This is a genomic window from Exiguobacterium sp. s16, assembly GCF_018618115.1.
In the GTDB taxonomy this organism is placed as follows: domain Bacteria; phylum Bacillota; class Bacilli; order Exiguobacteriales; family Exiguobacteriaceae; genus Exiguobacterium; species Exiguobacterium mexicanum_A.
Genome location: NZ_JACSLM010000008.1, coordinates 31,817 through 55,442, shown reverse-complemented (window position 1 = coordinate 55,442; position 23,626 = coordinate 31,817). Strand labels below are relative to the sequence as shown.

The 23,626-nt window shown below is 44.2% G+C and carries 18 protein-coding genes; 3 read left to right on the top strand and 15 right to left on the bottom strand.

Translation table 11 applies throughout. The features are described 5' to 3' along the window. Positions 1-89: 89 nt before the first annotated feature. The 5 genes from KNP86_RS12930 to KNP86_RS12910 all read right to left on the bottom strand — a co-directional run bounded on the left by KNP86_RS12930 (position 90) and on the right by KNP86_RS12910 (position 9,344). Complete coding sequence (locus KNP86_RS12930) at positions 90-1,880, bottom strand: BglG family transcription antiterminator (RefSeq protein WP_214754791.1); 1,791 nt, start codon at positions 1,878-1,880, stop codon at positions 90-92. A gap of 108 nt (positions 1,881-1,988) precedes the next feature. Continuing rightward, the gene (locus KNP86_RS12925; protein ID WP_214754789.1) at positions 1,989-3,080 is read right to left on the bottom strand and encodes a glycerate kinase; all 1,092 of its coding nucleotides are present in this window, start codon (positions 3,078-3,080) and stop codon (positions 1,989-1,991) included. Between the two features lies 1 nt (position 3,081). Continuing rightward, positions 3,082-4,725, bottom strand: coding sequence for an alpha-amylase family glycosyl hydrolase (locus KNP86_RS12920; RefSeq protein WP_214754787.1), 1,644 nt, complete (start codon positions 4,723-4,725; stop codon positions 3,082-3,084). Then, a complete protein-coding gene (locus KNP86_RS12915) occupies positions 4,722-7,307 on the bottom strand; it encodes a glycoside hydrolase family 38 N-terminal domain-containing protein (protein ID WP_214754785.1) in 2,586 nt (861 codons plus the stop codon). The genes KNP86_RS12920 and KNP86_RS12915 overlap by 4 nt, the downstream gene beginning before the upstream one ends. Before the next feature lie 57 nt (positions 7,308-7,364). After that, a complete protein-coding gene (locus KNP86_RS12910; RefSeq protein WP_214754783.1) occupies positions 7,365-9,344 on the bottom strand; it encodes a fructose-specific PTS transporter subunit EIIC in 1,980 nt (659 codons plus the stop codon). A 123-nt stretch (positions 9,345-9,467) separates the two neighbouring features. Between KNP86_RS12910 and KNP86_RS12905 the strand changes: the two genes are divergently transcribed. Beyond that, a complete protein-coding gene (locus KNP86_RS12905) occupies positions 9,468-10,205 on the top strand; it encodes a MurR/RpiR family transcriptional regulator (protein WP_214754781.1) in 738 nt (245 codons plus the stop codon). 45 nt (positions 10,206-10,250) lie between these two features. On the opposite strand, the gene KNP86_RS12900 is transcribed toward KNP86_RS12905, so the two are convergent. Next, positions 10,251-11,222, bottom strand: a complete 972-nt coding sequence (locus KNP86_RS12900) for an aldose epimerase family protein (protein ID WP_353048183.1) — start codon at positions 11,220-11,222, stop codon at positions 10,251-10,253. A gap of 333 nt (positions 11,223-11,555) precedes the next feature. On the opposite strand from KNP86_RS12900, the gene KNP86_RS12895 reads away from it, so the two are divergent. Beyond that, positions 11,556-12,008, top strand: coding sequence for a sigma factor (locus tag KNP86_RS12895; protein WP_214754777.1), 453 nt, complete (start codon positions 11,556-11,558; stop codon positions 12,006-12,008). A gap of 5 nt (positions 12,009-12,013) precedes the next feature. Beyond that, the gene (locus tag KNP86_RS12890) at positions 12,014-12,883 is read left to right on the top strand and encodes a tyrosine-type recombinase/integrase (RefSeq protein WP_214754775.1); all 870 of its coding nucleotides are present in this window, start codon (positions 12,014-12,016) and stop codon (positions 12,881-12,883) included. Between the two features lie 90 nt (positions 12,884-12,973). Here KNP86_RS12890 and KNP86_RS12885 read toward each other — a convergent pair whose 3' ends face one another. The 9 genes from KNP86_RS12885 to KNP86_RS12845 are packed head-to-tail and all read right to left on the bottom strand — an operon-like array spanning position 12,974 to position 23,626. Further along, entirely contained in the window at positions 12,974-14,140 is a 1,167-nt protein-coding gene (locus KNP86_RS12885; protein ID WP_214754773.1) for a nucleotide sugar dehydrogenase, read from the bottom strand. A 21-nt stretch (positions 14,141-14,161) separates the two neighbouring features. Next, a complete protein-coding gene (locus KNP86_RS12880) occupies positions 14,162-15,886 on the bottom strand; it encodes a phospho-sugar mutase (RefSeq protein WP_214754771.1) in 1,725 nt (574 codons plus the stop codon). A gap of 15 nt (positions 15,887-15,901) precedes the next feature. After that, positions 15,902-16,978: a hypothetical protein gene (locus tag KNP86_RS12875; RefSeq protein WP_214754769.1), complete on the bottom strand. Its 1,077-nt coding sequence runs from the start codon at positions 16,976-16,978 to the stop codon at positions 15,902-15,904. Between the two features lie 55 nt (positions 16,979-17,033). Further along, positions 17,034-18,425, bottom strand: coding sequence for a sugar phosphate nucleotidyltransferase (locus KNP86_RS12870; protein WP_214754767.1), 1,392 nt, complete (start codon positions 18,423-18,425; stop codon positions 17,034-17,036). 26 nt (positions 18,426-18,451) lie between these two features. Continuing rightward, positions 18,452-19,726, bottom strand: coding sequence for a glycosyltransferase (locus tag KNP86_RS12865; RefSeq protein ID WP_214754765.1), 1,275 nt, complete (start codon positions 19,724-19,726; stop codon positions 18,452-18,454). Beyond that, positions 19,663-20,388 (bottom strand): WecB/TagA/CpsF family glycosyltransferase, encoded by a 726-nt coding sequence (locus tag KNP86_RS12860; protein ID WP_214754763.1) that lies wholly within the window; start codon positions 20,386-20,388, stop codon positions 19,663-19,665. Before KNP86_RS12860 ends, KNP86_RS12865 begins: the two co-directional genes overlap by 64 nt. Before the next feature lie 10 nt (positions 20,389-20,398). Beyond that, positions 20,399-21,304 (bottom strand): glycosyltransferase family 2 protein, encoded by a 906-nt coding sequence (locus tag KNP86_RS12855; RefSeq protein WP_214754761.1) that lies wholly within the window; start codon positions 21,302-21,304, stop codon positions 20,399-20,401. After that, the gene (locus KNP86_RS12850) at positions 21,297-22,181 is read right to left on the bottom strand and encodes an alpha-1,2-fucosyltransferase (RefSeq protein ID WP_214754759.1); all 885 of its coding nucleotides are present in this window, start codon (positions 22,179-22,181) and stop codon (positions 21,297-21,299) included. The genes KNP86_RS12855 and KNP86_RS12850 overlap by 8 nt, the downstream gene beginning before the upstream one ends. Continuing rightward, positions 22,175-23,626, bottom strand: coding sequence for a flippase (locus KNP86_RS12845; protein WP_214754757.1), 1,452 nt, complete (start codon positions 23,624-23,626; stop codon positions 22,175-22,177). The genes KNP86_RS12850 and KNP86_RS12845 overlap by 7 nt, the downstream gene beginning before the upstream one ends.

Here is a 23,626-nt window from a genome sequence, read left to right as displayed (position 1 = left end):
CCCCTTTCATGTAAGTGTTTGATTTGTACTGGCTACATCTACACTTTACTTGAATCTGAAAGGGGTTTCAGATGACGTTTTGCCGTTGCCTACGGCAACAACAATTTACGGAATGCCATCTTGTCTTTCGTCTCGATGAGTTTCCGGACGAGCGCCGGATTTTCCGTAAGCGCTGCAATCTCTTCAAACAAGTGACTCGAGAACGTCGCGTCCGAGTCGCGGAACTGAAGGAGAAACACGAGTTGGACCTTCTCTTGCCCCCACTCAATTGGCTCTTTTGACACGAGTACATCGATTCGGTTCGTCGTCGCATGCTCAGGATTTCCGTGTGGAATGGCAACGCTCTGTCCAATCGAAGTCGGTCCGGTTCGTTCCCTCGCATATACGGTTTCTGCATAAATCGGGTCGATATTGACTTGCTCCATCAATAAACTAAGCGCATGTCCACGTGAAAGTACACTGTCAACAAAGACAATATGTTCGATGACCGATGCAATCGTTGCATGCGAGACGCCACCTAGTCCGAACGTTTGTCTCAAATGGGCCACGTCTTGCTCCGTCAATACGGCCGAGACGACGTGCACTGGAACAAGGTCTTGCTTCAAGCTAACGGTCGACAAAATCAAATCAGGAGCGTGAATGGCAACTTGATGATTGACATCACGTGACGATGAAAAGCCGACAATTTCAATTGACTCGTGAAAATGATTCTTGAGTCGTGCCGCAATCAGCTTGCTCGTCCCCATACCGTACGTACAGACGAGCAAGATCCGTTTCTTCTCGACGCGACGTCGTTCTTCAAGCATCGTTTGAAAATGGAGCGTCAAAAAGCCGACTTCAGCCTCGGTCACGTATAAGTCTAGCTCTTCCTCTAAAATCGAAGCATGACGTAACACCGCTGCATACGTCGCTGTAAACCGACGTTTGATTTGATCCAAAAGCGGATTGTCGACATGCGCTTTAATCAGTTGCCGATATACCATCGGTCGAATGTGAGCGAGTAGCGATTGGAATAACTCACGTTGCAAGACCCCTCCATAAATCGTACCGATTACAGCGAGCGCAAATCGATTCGTTGTCCGTGCGAGTTCTGTCGTCACCCGATCTTCTGACGGGATGAACTCTTGGGCGCCGGCGAGGGCAAGCATCATGTAAGCACGTTCGACAGCTGGGATGGATAATCCAAGTGCTCGTTCGATGTCTTCCACAAGTTCACATAACAACGAATAACCATTCGTTGCTTCTGCCATCTCATAACCAATCGGTGACAGGTCAACGTAACTGCGTCGCCGCACACGTTTTAGTGTGACGAGCAACCGGGCCTGAAGTAATTCCGCCGCCGAATCGGCGTATTGCTTCCCGACGCGATGTTCCCATTGGAGCAGGAAGGCCTCAATGAGTTGGACATCTTGACTGTGGGCCCAATTGAATCGAGCGTGGACAAGTTGTTGTGTCAACAGCTCCCGTTTCACCAGCTCTTCGCCTTCTACGCGAAACGTTCGTCGATTGAATGTCAGGCCGTGCCCAGTGAGAAGTCGTTCTACTTCATCCATGTCCTGCTTAACGGTCGCCTCACTCACATAAAACGTTCGTTCTGCAGTTTGGATCGAGTCCAATTCATCAAATAATAGTTGAACGAGTTCATGTTTGATGCGAGAGTCACGATCTTCTGTTTCTGGTGTATCGACATGTCGATTCTCGATTAACCGGACACCTTTCCCACGGCTCGTCTCAATCATGACCCCTGGTAGCTGTTCGAGGAGCCGTAACTCGGTCCGTACCGTCCGTTCCGAACATTTGAGTGACCAGGCGATATCTTTCGTCGACATCCAGTCTTTATGCTTCAGCAAATCTAAAAGTTTACGTTGTCGTTCCGTCATGGTCCATTCCACCTTTGGCATTTTCCCACCAAAAGCATAGCATAATTTTTTCATAGGTTTTTGCGTTTCTTGTACAATAAGGAAAAATTCCGGTATCGCTACCGAAGTTCAAGCCTGTCTCAAACGAACGATCTGTTCTGCGCTTCGTTCGACTTCAGCCCGTGCCACATGAGGCCGCATCGCCTCTTCGAGTGGACGGCATGTGCTTTGAATCGAAAAGACACCGGCAAACTGATCCGCAAAGTCGCCGAGCTCCATCCCGACGCTGCCGGCCAGGGCGACGACGGGGACACCAAGTTCCTGGCCGAGTCTCGCGACACCGGCCGGCACTTTGCCTTTGGCGGACTGGCGGTCAATCCGCCCTTCTCCTGTGATAATCAAATCCGCTCCAAGGCACGCCTGTTCCAGACCGACAGTCTCGGCGACCCAATCGAACCCCGAGATGATGCGTCCGCCAAGCGTGAGCAGGCCGGCCCCAAGGCCTCCTGCCGCTCCACTTCCCGGGATATCGGCGACATCCCCAAGCATACGTCCGAGCAAGGCGAGTTGACGGTCCAAGCACTCAATCTGTTCGGCGGTCGCTCCTTTTTGAGCGGCGAAGACGTGGGCCGCTCCTGACGCCCCGGCGAGTGGGTTCGTGACATCGGTCGCGATGATGAGTGATGTCGACGTCAACCGCGGATCGAGTCCTGACAAGTCGACGTCATCAAACGTCCATAACGGGTTCGTATCATGCGGAATGACACTGCCGTCACACGTGAAGACGGCGCCGAGCGCTTGAAGCATCCCCGTCCCGCCGTCCGTCGTCCCGCTCCCACCGAGGGTGACGACGATTCGTGCGGCCGGCAAAGCGTCTTTGATTTGTTGGCCGACACCGTAACTGCTCACATACGGGACAAACTCAGGATTAGGGGTGAACTTGGTGATGCCGAGCGTCTCCGCACATTCGATGAGCGTGAAGTCGTCGAACCGGGCGTACGTCGATGCGAACGGTCGATGCATCAAGTCTTCCACTGTGATTTGGACTAGCTCATGGGACAACAAGCTCGTCAGCGCCTCGAGCGTCCCTTCGCCTCCATCGGCAATCGGGACGATGACCGCTTCCGCGCCGGCTCGTACCGCTCCGTTCCCAGCCGCTTCTCCGACCTCGCGGGAAGAGAGCGAGCCTTTGAATGAATCAATCGCACAGACCACCCGCATATCACACCTCGACCCAGGCAAAACCGTACGGCTCGAGCGTGATTGGACCCGTCGTGTCCGTGAAGACGTTCTTCCCGCTCAGCTTCAATTCGACCGTCTCAGGACTGACGTTGGCGACGGCGACAAGTGTCGACGTCGCGCCGGTCCGTTTCACCGCGAAGACGCGCACGTCAAGATCGAGGACGTCTTGGTCGGCATAAGGACTGAACGCATCGTATTGACCACGAAGTGAAATCATGCGCTTCAGACCGCTGAACACACCGCGACGGCGCGCATCGGTCTCAAGCTCCGCATGGAGCGTGTCTGCGTCGAGTTTCTCGCGGTTAATGCGGCGATTGATGCCGCTCGATTCGACGGCCGCCTCATCGTTTCGCGAGCCGAACAACGAATGGTAATAGATCGCCGGCACTCCGACGACGGACAGCAGGATACTGTGGGCGGACAACATCTTTTGAAGATGGAGCGGTGTGTCTTGCTCGCCAGCATTCGCGAGCGCATCCATGTAGTTGATGTTCAATTCATATACCGTCTGGCTGCCGTCCGGATTCGATTTATAGGACACGCGTCCATGGTTTCGGACGACTTTGTCGACGAGGAGTTGGCGGTCCGTCTCATCTAAGATTCCTTCGGTCGGGCGCATGCCGATGCCATCGTGTGACGCGAGGAAGTTGAAGTACGTCCCCGTCTCCGATACCGGTTTGATTTGTCGCGCCCAGTTGGAGAGCTTCGTCGCCTCGTTCGTCGTATAGCTGTAGAGTACGAGTGGCGGGAGCGAGAATTGGTACACTTGGTTCGCCTCGTCGTCCCCGTTGCCGAAGTAACTGATGTTCTCTTCGTGCGGCACGTTCGTCTCCGTGATGATTTGCGCTCCCGGCTTGAAATGATCGACGAGTTCACGCCACACTTGAATCAAGGCATGTGTCTCCGGCAAATGGATGCATGTCGTCCCTGATTCTTTCCACAGGAAACCGATGGCATCAAGGCGGATCGATGACGCACCTTTCGCCAAGTAGTCGAGGAGCACGTCCGTCAATTCAAGGAAGGCCGGGATGTGCGCCACGTTCACATCGACTTGGTCTTCACTGAACGTCGTCCATGCCGTCTTGTCGCCGTACGTATGAATCAGCGGTGACGTGCGGGGTCGCACGACACGGCTCGCATCAAACGACGGGTCTTCCGGGATAAAAAATTCTGCGTAGCGTTCGTCACCGGCGACATAGCCTTTGAACCAGTCACTCGATTTCGACAAGTGGTTGGCGACGAAGTCATACATGAGCCGGAAGTCACGAGAGAATGAGGCAATTTCTTGCCACGTCCCGTAGTCCGGGTTGATGGCACGGTAATCCGTGACCGAGAAACCATCATCGGATGTGTACGGGAACATCGGCAACAGATGCACGTCCGTGATGACCCCTTTTGCTTCTCGGTTCAAGAAGTGATGGAGCGTCTGCAGCGAAGCCTCACCTTTCCGTTGAATCGCGTCCCCATACGTGATCAAGTAGACGTTCTTCTCCGTGAGCGGTGCCGTCTCGTCAAACGAGACCTGTTCAAAGCGGTCGACGAGCGCGCGCATCCCTTCCATCGCCTCGTCGGCCCGTTCTTTATACACAAAGCGTAAATGTTGTTCGATCACAGTCCAGTTCATGACGTTTCCTCCTTGATGTGTAACGTGATATATCCGTGTGCCTTGATGACGTCTTGCCCGTCCACTTTAGTCTCGGCGAGCGAGACATGTTGGATCGTCCCTGCCGTCTCGATGTGGAGCGGGACGTCCTCGCTTGACGGGTTGAACAGTCGAACGATCCGTCCGCCGTCCTCACCTCGTTTGATGGCTGATACGAAATGACGCGTCGTCAAGAGGGAGTACGTCGCCGGTATGCGGTCGACGGGCTGCGGGATCTCGAAGCGCTCCAATCGTTCCTCGAACGTGTTGAGCGCTTGTTTATGGTAGCTGGCCCGGTTCGCTTTATACGTCTCGGTCCGTTCGGTCCAGTCCATCGCGTCGAAGCGATCCGCGACGCCGAGCGCGTAGTCGAAACTCATGCGGCCAAGCATTTGCGCGTCCGGTGTCTCGACGACTTTGTTGTTGATGCCGGAAGCGCGACCAGGGCGCCACGCGAGATCGTCTTTCCCGAGCAGGCCGACAGAGCGGAACAATGTGAGCGCGAGACCGTCATCGAGGTGTTCATACTCTTTTAGCCCTTGGGTGATGACGCCGAGTGCGCCATCGCCTTCCGCTACGACATAGTTCTCGAGCGGATAAATCGAGACAGGCTTCTCGGCGTACTTTTCTTCTTTCCAGACAGCGACACGCGGGTTTTGCTTTCGCTCGATTGCCGTGTACGCTTGGTCGGCAAAGGTGCGTTCGAGCTTCCATGGGAACAAGACACGGACTCGATGGTCTTTGACGTCGTTGTCGAGCTCGTGGTTCACGCGGACGAACGCTTCGCCTTGACGCACCTCGAGTTTCGTCACAATCGTCTGCTGCTTCAACTTGTCCGTTCCTCGTGCCTCCAAATCAATAGGGAGCGACCAGGTGTGCTTGACGGTCATCGTCGAAACGAGTTCGCTCTTGGAGACGTCGACCAGTTCAGCCTGCGCTGTCGTGATTGGTGTCTCACCGACGAGCGGTGAGTAATCATACGAGTCACCCGTGTCCGCCGTATCTTCAAACGTGAACAGGTCGACGTCGTGCGTCCCGGTCCCCATCTTCACACGTCCCTCTTCGAACGTGACGGCCAGTCGGTCGTTCGCGATCAGTGCCACGTCCGACTCGCCAAGTGTCGCCTTCGTCTCGTTCACGACCCGGTATGCCGCATACCCTAGGCTCGGTAGTGCGACTTCGGCTGCGAGCACCGTCCGGTAATAGCCTGGCACTTCGACTTCTTTCTCACCGTCTGCCGTGACGACGATCTTCTTGCCGCCGCTCACGTAACCTTGCTCGCGGATAACGGTGTGAACCGTGCCGCCGTCAAGCGTCACGATCCCGACGTTTGAATCCTTCGTAAAGACAACGACGTCTTCAATCAGGGTGCGCTGTTTCGGGACATAGTTGAAGAACAAGACGAGCTCTTCTGTCGGCACATCGACGGCTCGGGCGATCTGCTTCTTCAGCAAGTTAATTAGTCCATCGACGATCCGTTCACATTTTTCGAGTCGTTTTTTGATGTCGTCGTTCGTCGCATCCGAGTTACAGCCACCGATCGAATCGTGGGAATGGACGTCGAACAATTCTTTCCAGACGTGATCGATCCACGCCTTCGGATACCGGAAGCCGAGTGACTCTGCGATGACACCGAGCGGCTCGAGCTGGTCAATCAGTTTCGTCTCCACCGCATAGTTCCCTTGCTTCAAGTCGACGCGCTGCGAGCGGATCGTGTGGTGCATCCGCGACTTCTGTGAGGCGATCAGCTCGCCTTCAATCGTGTTCGGCATCTCGCTCGCAAACGCCGCCTCCATGAACGTCTCGTAGTCAGACAGTTGATACGTCCGTTCTCGATCCATCTCGTTCAAACGACGGACGGTCTCCGGGAAATGCTCGCGGACGAGTACTTGGTCCCCACCCGACGGGAGCAACAGTTCATCCGTCGATTGGTTCATTGACGCGAGCGTCTCGAGGATAGGGTCGAGTCGTTCTGTTTTATATGCGCCCGTTGCCTCTAAGAACTTACCGGGCCCGTAGCCGAAGAAGATGTAATTCGTCTTGACACGGGCACCGTCAGGAGATTGCCAATGAAAGTTTAAATCTCCCTTGATCTCGTCGTGATAAATCCCGCGTTGCAAGACGCTGTAATCAATTCCAAAGTCTTTGAAGAATGAAGGGAGGTACGCGTTTTGTCCGAAGATATCAGGAAGATACCCGATGTTCATCGAGTGCCCCATCGCTTTGGCGATCCGTGTCCCATACAACAAATTCCGGATGATCGACTCTCGATTGACGAGGAGCGTGTCGGTCTGGGTGTACCACGGTCCGACGAAGAGACGGCGCTCGGTGATGAAACGTTTCATGCGGTCCCGCTCTTCCGGACGAATTTTCAAGTACTCCTCGACGATTGATACTTGGCCATCAAATACGTATGAGACGTAGGTCGAATCTGCCTCGAGGACGTCCAACAGACGGTCTAGGTTCTCGACGAGTAAGACGTTCGAATCTTCGATTGTGAAATACCACTCCCGGTCCCAATGCGAGTGCGGGACAATATGGACGTTCGGTTTTCCTGTTTTCATGGTATACCCTCCTAGAAATAAGAAAGAGACTAGGTTTCCCCAGCCTCTATTCACTGTTTAAAAGATCTCTTCCCCACGGCGTTCACGACGTTTGATGAATGCATAGCGGACGAAGATATTGGCGAAAGCGATAAACAATACACCTGATGCTAGGCCGATAAAGTAAGCCCAAAAGTTCTCAACGAGCGGCCAACCCCAAACTGCCGGGAGTGGGTACCACTGGATGGCGCCGAGATAGACGGCCGTACATGCCCCGATGATCGCTCCGATAATGTTAATCGGAATCGTGATAAGCGGGTTACGTAGCATGAACGGGATCGCCCCTTCCGAGATGGCGAGGAAACCGAGCAAGAATGCAGTGTTCCCTGCGACGCGCAAGTTGGCATCAAATACACGACGCCCGACGACGAAACGGTCGATAATCGTGGCGAGGCCGAGTCCCATCGGTGGGATGACGATGGCGAGGACGCGCGGCGTGAGTGGGAAAATCTCATCCGCTGCCATACCAATCGCAATCGCACCGGCTGCTTTGTTTACAGGACCACCAAGGTCGAAGGCGGTCGCTGCAGCGATGATGGCCGAGAGCGTGAGTTCACCGGCACCGGTCATGCTCGTGATGAATGCTGCCATCGCAGCATTCAACTGGCCAAAGACTGGATCGACCACGTATTGGTTCAAAATGAAGACAGCGAGCACGGTGATCCCCGGGATGAGGAACATCGGCTTCATCGCCTGGAAATTTGGAGACAACTTGATCTTTTGGTTTAAGAAACGAGCCAAGTAACCGGCCGAGAGACCGAGGACGAGTGCCCCAAGGAATCCACTCGGAATCCCACCTTCAATGCCCCAGAACGTGTAGTGAAGTCCGTTGGCAAATAGTCCACCAAGAAAACCAGGTACCAGACCGACACGGTCAGCAATCGCATAAGCGACAAACATGGCGAAAATCGCATATAAGAACTTAAAGATCATACTGCCGAATAAATCTAAGAAGTAGAAGAACTGAATCGCACCACCAGCTGTCCCGTTGTCAGGATTTGCGAGATCAGCGATATCAAGCCCGAGTCCGTACATCCATGTCAGCTTGGCAATCCCAAGCATGAGACCTGCGGCGACAAGAAGTGGAATCATATACGAGATTCCCGTCATAACGGCTTGCGCCATCTCTCCAAAGAACCCTTTGACACCTTTTTTCTTCGGTGCCTCATCGGTGACGTCACTCGCGTCACCGGCTACTTTTTGAGTCGTTGATGTTGCTTCAAGGAGAAGTTCTTTCGCCCGACGGAGCGGGTCGGCCACACGCGTCTGGACGTATGGCAGTCCAGCGTAACGCTCTTGGTCTTTCACTTTTGTATCGACCGCAAACACGACAGCGTCCGCTTCTTGAATCACAGCTTTCGTATGCCGGTCCTCGATGCCATTCGCTCCTTGCTTCTCGACGAGGACACGAATCCCAAGTTCACGCCCTGCCTGTTCAAGTGCTTCTGCGGCCATATACGTGTGTGCGATACCGGCCGCACAGGCGGTAACAGCAAGGACGGTTTTCCCTGTCGCTTCTGGCGAAGACGAGGTCGTCTGCTCGACACGGTCTAAGTTTTGCAAGAACTCCTCATTTGTTTTTGCCGCATACAATCCGTCTCGATAAGTGGGTTTCATGAGCCGTGTCGACAATTCCGCGAGCAACGTCAAGTGCGTCGATCCCGCCTCAGCTTCAGGAATAGCGAGTAAGAAAATCAAATCGACTTCGTTGTTCGGATCGATTGATTCCCAATCTGTGAGTGGTGTCTGAAGTCGTGCAATCGCCACTTTCGCTTCCTTGACGAGCGAAGACTTACCATGCGGGATGGCGAGCCCAGCCTCGAGCCCCGTTGCCGAATGGGCCTCGCGCTCAAGGACGACTTGCTTGAATCCTTCTTTGGAGGAGACAATATTTTGTTCATATAGGGCACCGACGAGTCGGTCGATTGCCTCTTCCTTTGACGCGAACGTTGCGTCGAGGAACAAGAGGCGGTCATTGGTCATATGCCGTAATTCCATGTTAATACCCCCGATACCTATTGTTAGTTGAAGCGCTTTCATCTACACTCTATTTTTATCATGGTAACGCTTCCCGTTTTGTACGGATTGTGTATAATTGTACAAGGAATAAGGAGGGATCAGATGGGGAAAGTCATCGCTAAGTTTCATAGTGAAATGGAACAGTTAAGTGAATCAGAGAAACTCGTCTTATATTATTTGGATAACCACATCGATGGTATAGATGCCTTGACATTGGTCAAACTGGCTGAAGCGACGCGGGTTTCTACAACGACGGTCATTCGAATGACACACAAACTCGGACTAGAAGGCTTCTCTGATTTAAAATATAGATTGAAACAAATGAACCAACCGAAAACGATTACTTATTCATCACTTATTCAGGAGTATATCCCCTTTTTAACTGAAACATTCGATCAAATCGATTTGACTCGTTTAAAACGAATGGGCAACATCATCAAACAAGCCCCTTCCATTTTTATCGTATCTGTAGGTTTGACAAAAACGGTCGGAGAGTATGCTTCTCAACGACTGATTCAAGCAAATAAGCCTGCTATGCATGCTTACGAATCTCATTTAATTGACTTGTTGCCAAATCTACTGAAACCGAACGATGTTGTCATCTTCATCTCGATGAGTGGGGAGACACAAACCCTCATTCAATCAGTAAAAAAACTTCGTTTCACCGGGGCGCAACTATTTGCCTTCACTAATGCGGCTGATAGTACGCTATCTCAACTTGTCCATTTCAACTTGAGTACGGCTTTTCCAACAGAATCACGTTCAGGATATGATATTACGCCTCGTTCCCCACTGTTTGTCTTAATTGACGTATTAATCGAAGAATATTTGCGGACCTAATGAAAACGGACCTGACGACGCTACTGCGTCATCAGGTCCATTTCGTTATTCCACCCCAAACCGATAAACCGTCCTCGAGTGATACAACTCCTCGGGTTTCAGTTCGATCGATGTAGCGATGTCTGGATGGTTTGGTGCGTCCGGGAACGCTTGGGCTTCTAAACAAATCGCACTATGCTTCTGCCGTCCCTCGAGCGTGACCGGTGTCTCTTCACTGAGGAAGTTTGCCGTATAGACGACCATGACCGGTTGATTCGTCTCGACGTCCATGACGCGTCCGCTCACCGGGTCATGCAGCCGAGTCACCCCGTCCTTCAAGATGAACGGGTGATCTAGTCCTCCAGCCTTCACAATCGCTTCGTCCTCCGACGAAATCGTCTCACCGACTGGCTTCCCGTCACGGAAGTCGAACGGTGTCGCCTCTACTTCAAGCAATTCACCCGTCGGCAGTGACTCCTCATCAAGCTTCGCGACGTGATTGGCCGGCAACGTCAACACATGGTCATGAATCGTCGGCCGTCCGCCGAGATTGAAATAGTTGTGATGGTTCAAGTTGACCCACGTCCGTTTGTCCGTCTGGGCCGTCATCGTGACGACGAGTTCATTGTCGTCCGTCAACTCGTAGACGACCTTGAACGTGACGTTTCCAGAATACCCCTCTTCCCCATCTGGGCTTACATACGTAAAGTAAATCGCCTGTCCCTCGACGTCCATGTCCCAATGCCGGGACGTGATGCCGTCATCTCCGCCGTGGATATGATGCGGGGCCTCGCTTGGGGTCAAGGCCACACCATCAATCTCCGCGTTGCGAATCCGTCCGGCAATTCGTCCGACGACAGAACCGAGATAAACCGGGTTCTCGAGGTATTGCTCAGGACTGCCATATTTCAAAATGACGGAGTCCATATTCCCGTTACGGTCCGGTGCCGTCAACTCGGTCATGGCACATCCGTATGAAATGGCAGACAAACGCATGCCGTTCTTGTTTTCAATCGTTGCTTCTCTCAACTGGCTCACCTACTTCGATTCGTTTACCTGTTCATTCCCGTAGTCGTCGCTCCGTACTCCACTTTATCGACGTGACTCAAAAATGCGTTCATGAAGACGGTGAAACTCGTGAACCCCCTTATTCTCGACCGCATATTCTCACATTCACCGGATATTCATCGATATCCGAGATGGACTAGCGCCCTTATCACACGTAAGCTTAGGGCTTGATTGAAATATCGGCTTACAATAACAAATGGAGTCGGAAGGCGAACGTACAGCAACAACCAATCGTCGAATATCGATGACTATACTCGAATTAACCTAGGAAAATCAACAGAGCGCTCGGAAACGAATTGACACATGAATCAAATTGATGATCAAATCCACGAATGGGAACCGATGATTCACTATGTCATCCGCCACTTATCGATTCACCCGAACGAACAGGAAGACTGTGCCCAAATCGCAAGAATCGCTCTATGGGAAGCGTTGAATCGCGGCTGCACGTTGTCCAAAACGTATTGCTTCCAGCGAATCCGGGGCGCCATCCTGAATCACCAACAGAAGAACGCCAGACATTTAAAGCACGAGGTCGCGGCCGAACGAATCCCGGAACAATGCATGACGTCCGAGCGCAATCTCTTTGACTGGCTCGACGAACAGCGATTGTTGCTGTCACCCCGCCATTTCGAACTCCTCTGCCACTTGATCGATGGGACCGAACAGACGCTGTCTTATTCCCCGAGTCGTTTGCGGGCATATAAGGCCGATGTCCAACGAGAACTGAAAGAGGCAATCAACTTGAAGGAGTGAATGATATGAAACACGTATTACTGACTGATGCAATTGACATGTACTTGACCGACATGAGAGAACGAAAAGAAGCCCCTGAGACGACGCTAAAAAGCACGCGTAACTCGTTACTGCGTTTCGCCCGCTATGCAGCCGAGCACGGTGCAGTGTACATTCAAGACATCGACGAGACAAACCATGCGATTTCGTATAAGAAACGACTCAGCGGAATGGCCGACAATACGGTGAAATCTTATATCATGCGTATCCGTGGGCTGTTCACGTATGCCATCGAGCAGCAGTGGATGAATCATAATCCGTTCGGTCGAATAGTCACACGTGAGGGTGTCAGTGAACCACCAACGATCATTACACGCGATCAATTGAACACGGTGCTGTACCACGCCCGTAATTACACACTCTATACGATTTATCTCGTCGGGGGGGATGCCGGACTACGGATCAGTGAGATTTTGAATTTAGAGCTCGATCACATCAATTTCGAGGAGCGGTTGTTGACGGTTCGAAAAGGAAAAGGTGATAAAACACGTCATGTCCCGATGACACCACGACTCACCGACGAACTGAAGAAGTATATCGCCACGTACCGACCGAACGTCGGCAAATCGAATCGTATTTTCTTGATGCCGACCGGACGCGTCGTCCAACCTGGTTTTGTAAACTTTGATTTGAAGAACATCGCGCAAGAACAGTTCGGAGTGAAGTTAACTAGTCATATGTTACGTCATAGTTTTGCGACGACACTGTACAATAAGAGTCAAAATATTCTAGGTGTATCCGAACTCCTCGGACATAAATCAATCAATACGACTGAACGCTACCTTCACGTATCCAGAGAACAAAGTCGCAAGCTGATTGACAGTTTGAATGAATAAGTAAGAAGTTATTTAATTTGATAAACTAGTAGACTATACCATTAAGTTTTTAAAGATAGCATGAGGTCCTCGACCTCATGCTGTTATTATTTAATCACGGCTATACAAGTCGCGTGTATAGACCTTGTCCGCTACATCTTCAAGCTCTGGATGTAGGCGGTTTGTGACGATGACGTCAGCTGTCTCTTTGAACGTCTCAAAGTCATTGATGACAGGTGAGTTGTAGAACGATTCTTCTTTTAGAACTGGCTCATAGATGACGACCTCGACACCTTTCGCCTTGATACGCTTCATAATACCTTGAATCGACGATGCCCGGAAATTGTCCGAATCGGTTTTCATTGTTAAACGATAGACCCCGACACGTTTCGGATTTTGCTTCAAGATTGACTCTGCCACAAAATCTTTACGGGTACGGTTAGCTTCTACAATTGCTCCGATGATATTGTTCGGTACGTCCTCGTAGTTAGCGAGAAGCTGTTTCGTATCTTTAGGCAAGCAGTAACCACCGTAACCAAATGATGGATTATTGTAGTGTGAACCGATTCGTGGATCGAGTCCAACACCTTCAATGATTTGCTTCGAATCAAGACCACGAACTTCTGCGTACGTATCGAGTTCGTTGAAAAATGCAACACGCATCGCCAAATAGGTGTTTGAGAACAACTTGATAGCTTCTGCTTCAGTTGAATCAGTTAACAACATTGGAATATCGTCTTTGATGGCAGCGTCTTTTAACAAGTTTGCGAACACTTCAGCGCGCTTGGATTGCTCACCCACAACGATACGTGATGGATAAAGGTTATCATGTAAAGCTTGGCCCTCACGCAAGAATTCTGGCGAGAAGATGATATTTTCCGTATCGAATTTTGTTTTGACCTCGTCTGTATACCCTACTGGGACCGTAGACTTGATGACCATGACAGCGTCTGGATTCAACAACTTTACTTTTTGAATCACTTGTTCAACACTTTGAGTGTTGAAGTAATTACGAATCGGATCATAGTCTGTAGGCGTGGCGATAACAACGTAGTCGGCCTTTTCAATTGCTTCTTTTTCATCTAACGTAGCAACTAAGTTTAACTGTTTTGTGGCTAAAAAATGCTCAATTTCAGGATCTGAAATTGGTGAAAGTTTATAGTTAATTTTTTTTACTTTTTCAGGAATTATGTCTAAAGCATATACCTCATTATGTTGAGATAGAAGCACGGCCATCGACAGCCCTACGTATCCGGTACCAACTACAGCAATTTTCATATTTGTAACCTCCTTTAGATTTTATACAGTAACGGTGAATCGTATCATCATTTCATCTTTTAAGGCCGTCAAACGATTCTGACTCTCTTCAAAAGATGCTTCTTTGACACCAAAATAGAACTTAATTTTAGGCTCGGTACCAGACGGTCGTAGCGTTACCCACGCATCATTTTCTAGTAACAACTTAATGACGTTAGAGGATGGGAGGTCAAGAATTGTATCTTCCCCCGTATGAAGATTTGTCTTAATGCCTGTCAAATAGTCCTCTATCATGACTACTTGAAGACCCCCGAGTGATGTAATCGGTGTATGACGAACATTTTCAATCATATCATTTATTTTTAAAGCGCCCTCTTGTCCCTTTAGTGTCAATGAGATTAAGTCTTCCTGATAAAAGCCATATTGCTCCCAAATTAAATGTAGTCCATCGTACAGAGTCATACCTCGTCTATTGTAATCATCTGCCACTTCAGCAATAAATAATGCTGCTTGAACCGCATCTTTATCTCTAACAAAACCGCCAATCAAATAACCATAACTTTCTTCGTACCCAAAGAGAAACTCATGTGATGTCGTCTGTTCAAACTCATTAATTTTCTCGCCGATAAATTTAAAGCCTGTCAATGTATTAAAAGTTTTGATACTGTAGGAAGCCGCAATCGCACGACCGATTTCGGATGTGACAATTGTTTTAACAACAGCTCCGTTCGACGGTAACGAATTAGACTCACTTTTTTTGCGTAACAAATAATCTAACATTAAAGCACCAGTTTGATTGCCCGTTAAAACATTATATTGTCCCTTGTGATCTCGAACAGCGACGCCTAGGCGATCTGCATCTGGATCAGTTGCCATCAAAATATCTGCTCCATATTTTTCGCCATAGCGAATGGCATATTCAAACGCATCGTGGTCTTCCGGATTAGGCGAGACAACTGTTGAAAATTCAGGATCGGGATGCATTTGTTCTTTAACAACCGTTACGTGATGGTATCCTGCCCGTTTCAGTCCTTCTGGTATAAGATGATGTGCCGTACCGTGTAAGGGTGAAAACACGATTTTTAAATCAGAATCTTTTTCTTTACTCAGCTGGATTGATTTCACCTCAGCCAAGTAGGCTTCATCGACTGTTTCACCGATAAATTCCACAAGTCCTTGAGATAGCAATTCATTGAATTCACTGACCGGCAATGACAATTCGTTTTGAACTTCATCAATTTTTCTAGTAATTTGCTCTGCCATTTGAAGGGGCATTTGCCCCCCGTCGTCACCATAGATTTTAATACCGTTGTATTGTGGGGGATTATGACTCGCTGTTATGACGATTCCAGCGAATGCATCTAGATATCGAACGGCAAAAGATAATTCCGGAGTTGGTCGTAATGCATCAAATAAAAATGCCTTTATTCCGTGGTGACCCAAAACTTGGACGATTTCTTTTGCAAATTCTTCTGATTTATAGCGACAATCATATGCAATGACCACTCCACGGTCTTTTGCTCGATCACCCTGTTCATTTATGTAGTGAGCGAGACCAGTGATGGCGCGACGTACCGTATAGATGTTAAGACGATTTGTCCCAACTCCGATCTCCCCTCGCATGCCGCCTGTTCCAAATTCAAGATGTTTATAGAAATGATCATTTATTGCGTCGTTATCCTTTAACAACTCGTTCAATTCTTTTTTCAGATTCATAGGTAATTTCGGGAACTGACTCCATTTTTCTACTAAAGAATTTACGTTCATTTTATTACTCCTTTATCAATCACTTACTAAAAATTTGTCTAGCCTGTTCATTAGACAATCTAATCCGTTACTTTTTTCTCTAAATTGTATTTCTTTTTGGATGGAGGAAATGCTCTCATTATTTAAGATAAGACCCTTTAACTGAGAAAAAGATAGTGTTTGACATTCTTTCTGCTCCTTCAAGAGGCGAATGGTAGTCGCATCTTCTAAAAACGACTCTCGCTGTAGCAAAAGCAAGCGACTTTCCCCTTGAATTGCTTCGCTAACTGTACTCCACCCAGGTTTTGTAATAACCAAATCGGAGGCCGCTACAAAATGTTGTGTCTCTAGATAATCATTCGGGATTCGATACACATTCTCACTCTCATAGTTAACGTGAGATGACACAATAAAGGTACAATCCTCACTTTGAAATAACTTAAGTTGGTGTACCAACAAATCGTGATTAATTTTCATACCAAGCCCGTAAAATACGAGAATTTTGTCATCTTTTATTAGTTCAGTACGAATACGTTCAACTTCATTCCAGTCAATGTCACGAGAGAAAAACGGAATGTCTGGTTCACTCTGATGTGAGATTGTTTTTATGTTACCTTCGAGAGAAATATAGTACGACATTTTTTCATAGGCTTCGCTCAAATGTGTGTACGTCGATTCAGTCACCAGCGATTGATATACGTCTGTCCATAAGAAGTTTGAAATGCCAATACTATTTATACCTGTTTGTTTGGCAGCTTCGATACCCAGTGCACTTATATCAGATAAAACCAGCTCTACCATCTGATCTTGTAAAAATAAATTTTCTAGATGCGTCATCATTGGCCAGTTCATTTGTTGCGCCGCCAGTTCAGTTTTTAGTTGAACTCGGTCTATTTCTAGAGTATCAGCATCAATGATATAACCAATATCAGTTTTTACATTTCTAAATGAAACGCGTGGATCTTGAAGAGATTGTTTTAAAAAATCGAATGCGAAGCTATGACATACGGTGACTTTAATATGGTGGTAATCCTTCAATAGACGACGAATAATAGCAACACTTCTCGAAGCGTGACCGTACCCATAGTCTGAAATATAATAGGCGATATGCATACGTCCTCCAAAAAATAGGGAAGGAAGTAACCTTCCTCCCCCCTTCAAGTTGATATTAATAAATGATGCGAGAAGTTGTCCCTTGAAAGTGTGCGACGATTTCATCCCACATGTAGAAGATTCGATCAAAGTCATCTTCTGTAATTTCAGCCCCGGTTTGAACTTCGATAAACTCTAATTCACTTAATGCTCGAATTCCATGCTCTTTACCCGCAGGTAAATGGACAATGTCCCCAGCCTTTACTCGACTGATTCTGCCATCTAAAACGAGGTCGCCCTCACCTCGAACAATTGTCCATACTTCATCTCGTAAAGCATGTTTATGGTAAGAGGAGTTTCGTCCTTCATAAATACATATACGCTTTGTGACCATTTCTTTTTGCCCATCGTATTTTGCAAAATCGAGTGTGCGTGACCATCCCCATAATCGTTCTTCATACATAGGTGGTTGATCATAACCATGGATATAATCTTTAATTTTCGGACTTGATTCTTTATCAGATATTAATATTCCATCAGGACTAGCAGCGACGATTAAATTTTTCCCACCAATAATCGTAACAGGAAGATCTAATTCGTTAATCAAGTGCGTGTTAATACTATCTTCAGAAATAGTCCCTTTACCGAGCTGAGTGGTAGCCATTTCTTCCGTTAACGTGTTCCATGTACCAAGATCTTTCCAATATCCTTGATAAGGCACTGCAACAATACGAGCTGCTTTCTCGACAACCGCATAATCGAAACTAATTTTTGGTAAGGTTTCATAATTACTTAACAACTCATCGTAGTCAGTCGGTAACTCGTTCTCCACCAAAGTATCAAGCAAATAACCCAGTCTAAACGCAAATACCCCACAGTTCCATAATGCACCCGATTCAATCAACTTTTTCGCTGCATCTTCACTAGGCTTTTCAGTGAAGCAATCTACATTCACCCAAGCGTCTTCATGTTTATCAGTCTGTTCAGGTACAATATAACCGTATTTCGACGAGGGGTATGTCGGAGATACACCCATTAGCGCTAAGTCAGCGTTTGTCATATGTAAAACTTCTTCAAGCAACTTGACGCGCTCGAAGAATGCATTGTCTACATAAGGGTCTACTGGCAACACAACAACGACTTCATCCCGATCCACTTGATGAATAGAAGATAGATACGTAGTCGCTAGTGCAATAGCAGGGTAAGTATCACGCCGTTCCGGTTCAATAATTAAGGGGACTTCTTCGCCAATATGGGAGAAAATCATATCTCGTTGCATTTTTGAAGTCGCAACCATCGCATCTTCGGCCAATCCAGTTGCTTCAAGTTGTCCCCATACACGCTGCACCATTGACTCTTGCTGTAATTTTTGGCTTTCAAGCACTTTCAAAAATTGCTTCGAACGTGTGTCGTTCGACAGGGGCCAAAGACGTTTACCTGATCCCCCTGATAACAAAACTAGTTTCATTAATTTCCCTCCTAATACAATCTGCGTTATTTTTCCTCTAATTTAATTTTTATCTTTTTACTTATTTTCTTATACAAGCTTAAGTAAGTACTAATTGATAAAATAAATGGCAACGTTTTTTGTATATCAAACCCTGGATAATAAAACTCTAAAAGTCTTAATTCATTTTCCCTTCTAGATAAATTATTTATTACCACGTTTCTTTTATTTGTTTTATATAACTTAATTTCGTTACCTTTTAACTCCTTGTGGATGTTTAATTCCCAAGGCTTTAACTCCAAAGAATAAGATTTATATACTTCTAAATCTAGGGGAAGAGTAGTTAATACATATTCATACTCTGCATAAGTTTTTGTTTTGCAACCATAAAGATCTATACAAATTTCCTTGTCCAAATCGATGTTTTTCTCAAGTCTGACATTTTCACAAAATGCATCATACACCGCTTGCGAATTTTCAAAAGATACAAAACAGTAGTTTTTTTCGTAATCTAAAAGCTTAGATTGATATTTAGTGCTTTTACCCCAAAAATTAACCCCTGGATCTCCAAAATTAGTAGTTAAAGATTCAAAAGGATAAACAAAGTATTTATTTTGATGTACCATATAAGCGGTGAATAACTTTTTCCAAGAATTAGAAGGCCAATTCTCAATATTTGAAGGTATCCCACTTACTTTTCCGTCCTCATTTTTTTTAAGCCAATCCTTAAAGTCATTCCACTGACTTTTCGTCCATATTTGTCCCCAAGAAGAAGGCAACTGCATAAAATAAACGTCACTTCTACTATTTTTTAATGCATCAAAGGGTAACTTCTTTGTTTCATTGTACACATGATTATATAGTGAAATACCAGCTATTTTTTTATCACCGCTAAACTGTTCTATAGTTTTCAAACAATAGTCTACAAAGAAGCGAGATAAATACAAATCATCTTCTAGCAAAATAATATTATCGTGCTCATTTGTCATATCTCCACAGAAAAGAATATGGGCTTTTAAGCCTAAATTTTTTTCGTGTTTAATGATTTGTTTATTACCCTGCTTCCAATTAAAGCTTTCTGCAATTTCAAATACTCGGGTGTCTTCTGAATAATCAATACTAATGATTAAATTCACAATAACATCTTCTTTAAACTTAGCTTTTTTTAAAGAATCTAATAATCTTAATAATGAATCGGGTCTATTATACGCAGCAATTACAACTGTCAGATTGTTTAAAAACATTTGAATTTCACCTCTTACCTTTTTGAAAAAACCAAGTAGTATAGAAAAATCGTGTTGTAAATTACGTACCTTTTCCATAATCTTTTAGGCTCCTGTAAAAGCCTAAAAAGCCATTCCAAAGACAGATTTTGCATCCATATCGGAGCTCTCTTTAGCTTCCCTGCGTGATAATCAAACGCAGCACCAACTCCTACGAGCAAGGAATTAATTTTATTATGATTTTCAAACATCCATTGCTCTTGTTTAGGTGCACCTAAACCAACCCATACGTAAGTGGGGTTTAAGTTATTTATCATTTCTACATGCATATTTTTCTCTACAGTGGTAAGATTTTTAAATGGAGGTGAAAAACAGCCAGCTACTTTTAGATCCGGATATTTATGTTTTAAGTTTTCAATCAATTTTTGTAACGTATCTTCTGTACTTCCATAAAAAAAATGAGTTTTTTCAGTATGCTCAGTTGCTTTAATAAGTGCTTCCATAACTTCTGGTCCTGTAATCCTCTCACACTTTTTTTCAGAAATCTTAGCAAGAAGCTGTAGTGGCTTTCCGTCTGTTAAATTCATGTATGAAGAATTTTGAACTGTTAAATATCGTGAATCTCTATTGGCCATTACAGTAGTGTGAACATTAGATACACAAATATATTTGTAAGCTATTTTTTCATTTTTCAAATGATTTATAAGCGTTTTCAAATCTGTAGCAGTAAAAAAAACATTTAAAATTTTAACATTTTTCATATATTACTCCTTAATATCTATTAATATTTAAATTTAATAAACTAATAATTTTTCCACATTGAGAAATAATACGTAAAAAATATAATGGTATTTTTTTAGGTTTTAGTAACATTAGCAACCCATATAAAATGATTTTTATCGTTGAATCTATAACAATTGTAGCCGCAGTCAAAAACTTAATATCAGAATATTTCATTTTACATTGAGTATAAATAATGCCACCATTTAAAGCTCGTTTTAGTAAATATACAATCTTTGTTCTCTCTTCAATTAATTGCTCTGAAACAAGTGCTTCGTCGCACCAGATTACTTTCATATTCATCTTTTTTAATCTAAAAAAGAAATCAGTGTCTTCTCCACCAGTATTATTAAACTTATTGTCGAAAAACGGATACTTCAAAACAGAAAAAATATCTGTTTTTAAAAATAAGTTACCTGCACCTGCATATGAGATTTCAGAACCTGTTTTAAATCGCTTTCTATCATATATACCACTATTTAAAATCCAATTTTTCTTCACATTTGAATATGTCGTAATTACAGGACCTGCAACCACATCAGCATTATATAAGTTTATGCAGTTAAGATAATTTATTAACCACCTATTATCTACAATTTCTTCATCGTCATCTATAAATGCCAAATAATCACATTTTTCCTTAATGGACTCCAGAATGACTTTATTCCTAACATTAGATAATCCTTTTAAAGATTCATTGTAATACTGAACTTTAAATTTACTTTCCTCATAAATAATTGATGCTGCACTTTTAGCGATATCATTGTCTACAACTATAATCAAAATTTCGCCTTGAAAATCCTGAGGTATCTCAAGGCTATTAATGGAAGCGATTAAACGTTTAAGTGAACTCAATCTTTTAAAAGTAGGTATGCATATGCCAATTTTTTTATTCACATTTTTCCCTCTCTACTACAATCCACTCTTCAGGTATTAGATCCATACCTTGTATAGTGTTTTCTTTTATCCACTTTTCTGGAGCAACAACGTATTTTTCATGGTTCTGATTCAACCAACCGGCCCACCAACTAAAGGTACTGTTCGATATAATATTATGCTCACATATTGACATTAGGTAAAGTTCCTCGTAGTCATTTAATTCATTATCTTCAACAAAAATAATTTTAAAATTATTCGGAAGCAACCTAATAAAAATTTTTTTACACCATTCTATGTCATCAGAGAAAACAAATAACTCACCATTTTTATATTTGTTTAAATTTAATTTCTCTGACAAAATTTCCAATGCGTTCATATAATAGGTAACGTCCAAATCCCAACCCAATTTTACATAGTCGCCTCTCCTAACATGTAGTGAAATAGTATTCTGTTTCGAGTTGATTTCTTCTTCATATTGTCGTAATTTGTAAGATTTTATTTTTGGTTTTAGATCTTTAACTAGACTTTCTTTTATTAAATGAAAATATTTATAGGATTGAAAATAACCTGATAGAATATTAATTTTACCATTTACGTATTTAAGCTCACTATAGTTAAATTCTTGTATTTCAGTTTCAATAATATTATTAACGAATTTGTTTTTTATATAAGGTATTTTTTTTAATAAATTTGTTAATTTCCCTGTTTCTTTTATAGAAATACCTTCATCTAAATTCAAATCAAGAATTGACAATTTTCTATCCGTATACTTATTGACTTCAAAGGAACTAATATCAAGAACTAATGGGGAGTTATTTTGCTGTGCTAAAAATTTAGCTGTAGAATATTGAAAAAGCTGGTTACCCAAACCGCCTTTCATTTCAACGATTACCATTTATTTATTTCCTCGCTTTTTGTTATTTTTTTAAAAACTGAGTGTGCAAAAGAATCTCTTAAGAGCAAAATGAAAGAAATGTAGACTATTAAACCTAGAACCACATTTAATATAATATTTCCTATGAGGGAAAAGTTAAAATCCATACTGTTTAACCCCATAAAAAAAATTAAAGCTGAAAAAAAATAAATTGTTGAAGCTTTTAATATTTTTCTCACATCTATGAACTTCCTTCCAATAAATGTGAAATACATTGCTACAGTCAATTCAGTAATAACTTTGGATATGGTACTTCCTACCGCTCCGAAATCTGGAACTAACATAAAATTTAATAATATACTAACTGTAGCACCTACCAACAATCCAATATTGTAGTGCTGCATCTTTCCAATTTGCATTAACAATTGAGCGCCAAAAATCATGCCAAGAGACGTAAAAATCAGCATCGGACTATGAAATATAACTACATTTTCGATTCCTTTGAACTCTGATCCATAAAAGATGAGAGAAAAATCGTGACCTATTAATATAATTCCAAACATAGAAGGTATAGATATTAAAAGAGATGCTTGCAATGATATATTTAGATATTTTTTTAAAGATTCAAAATCATTGTTATTATAATAACTGGCCATTCTTGGACTTAATACAATTGAGATGGTACTTAAGAAACCAAGTATAATTAATATTAGTTTTTGACCTTGATCGTATAAACTAACTTCATAAATATTTGATAAATTACCCAAAAATACCCTGTCTAATTGCGCGAAAATTTGGATGATAATGTTTGAAAAGAAGAAAGGAAATGCAATTTTGAGGTATCTTTTCAGTATGTTAGATTTTATATAGTTAACATCAAAATATTTTCTTAAATCGTAAAGAAGATATACATTTGCTATAAATGATATAGTTAAATTAATAAAAATATACTTAATAAGATCATCAGAATCCTTCACTAAAAAAAATATTGCAACAGCAGGAAGCAACTTCATTGCCATATTTCTTAAAGCTACAGTTTTAAACTTCTCTTCCCCAATATAAAACCAGGTTACATCAACAAAAGTATTGACTATAAAGAGCGAATAAACCAATAAATATATCGTATTCTTTGTTTCGAAATTCAAAATATAAAAAACGTACAATAGTAATGAAACAAATGTAAATGCTAATTTCACCAATAATAAATTGCTAAAAATCTCCTTTTTGATTTCGTGATTCTCGTTTGCATATGCGATTTCTCTACTTCCGAACGCTTGGATCCCATAAATTGCAATAACTGAAAAAAAACTTGCTAATGCATAAGCATAACTGTTAATTCCTAATGAATTAGCTCCTAAAGTGCGTGCTAAATAAGGAATCATGATAAATGGAAGAAATAATGTAACAAATTGATTTAAAACAGTATACAATAAGTTCTTAAAAATTTTTTTGTTATTTGTTTGCAT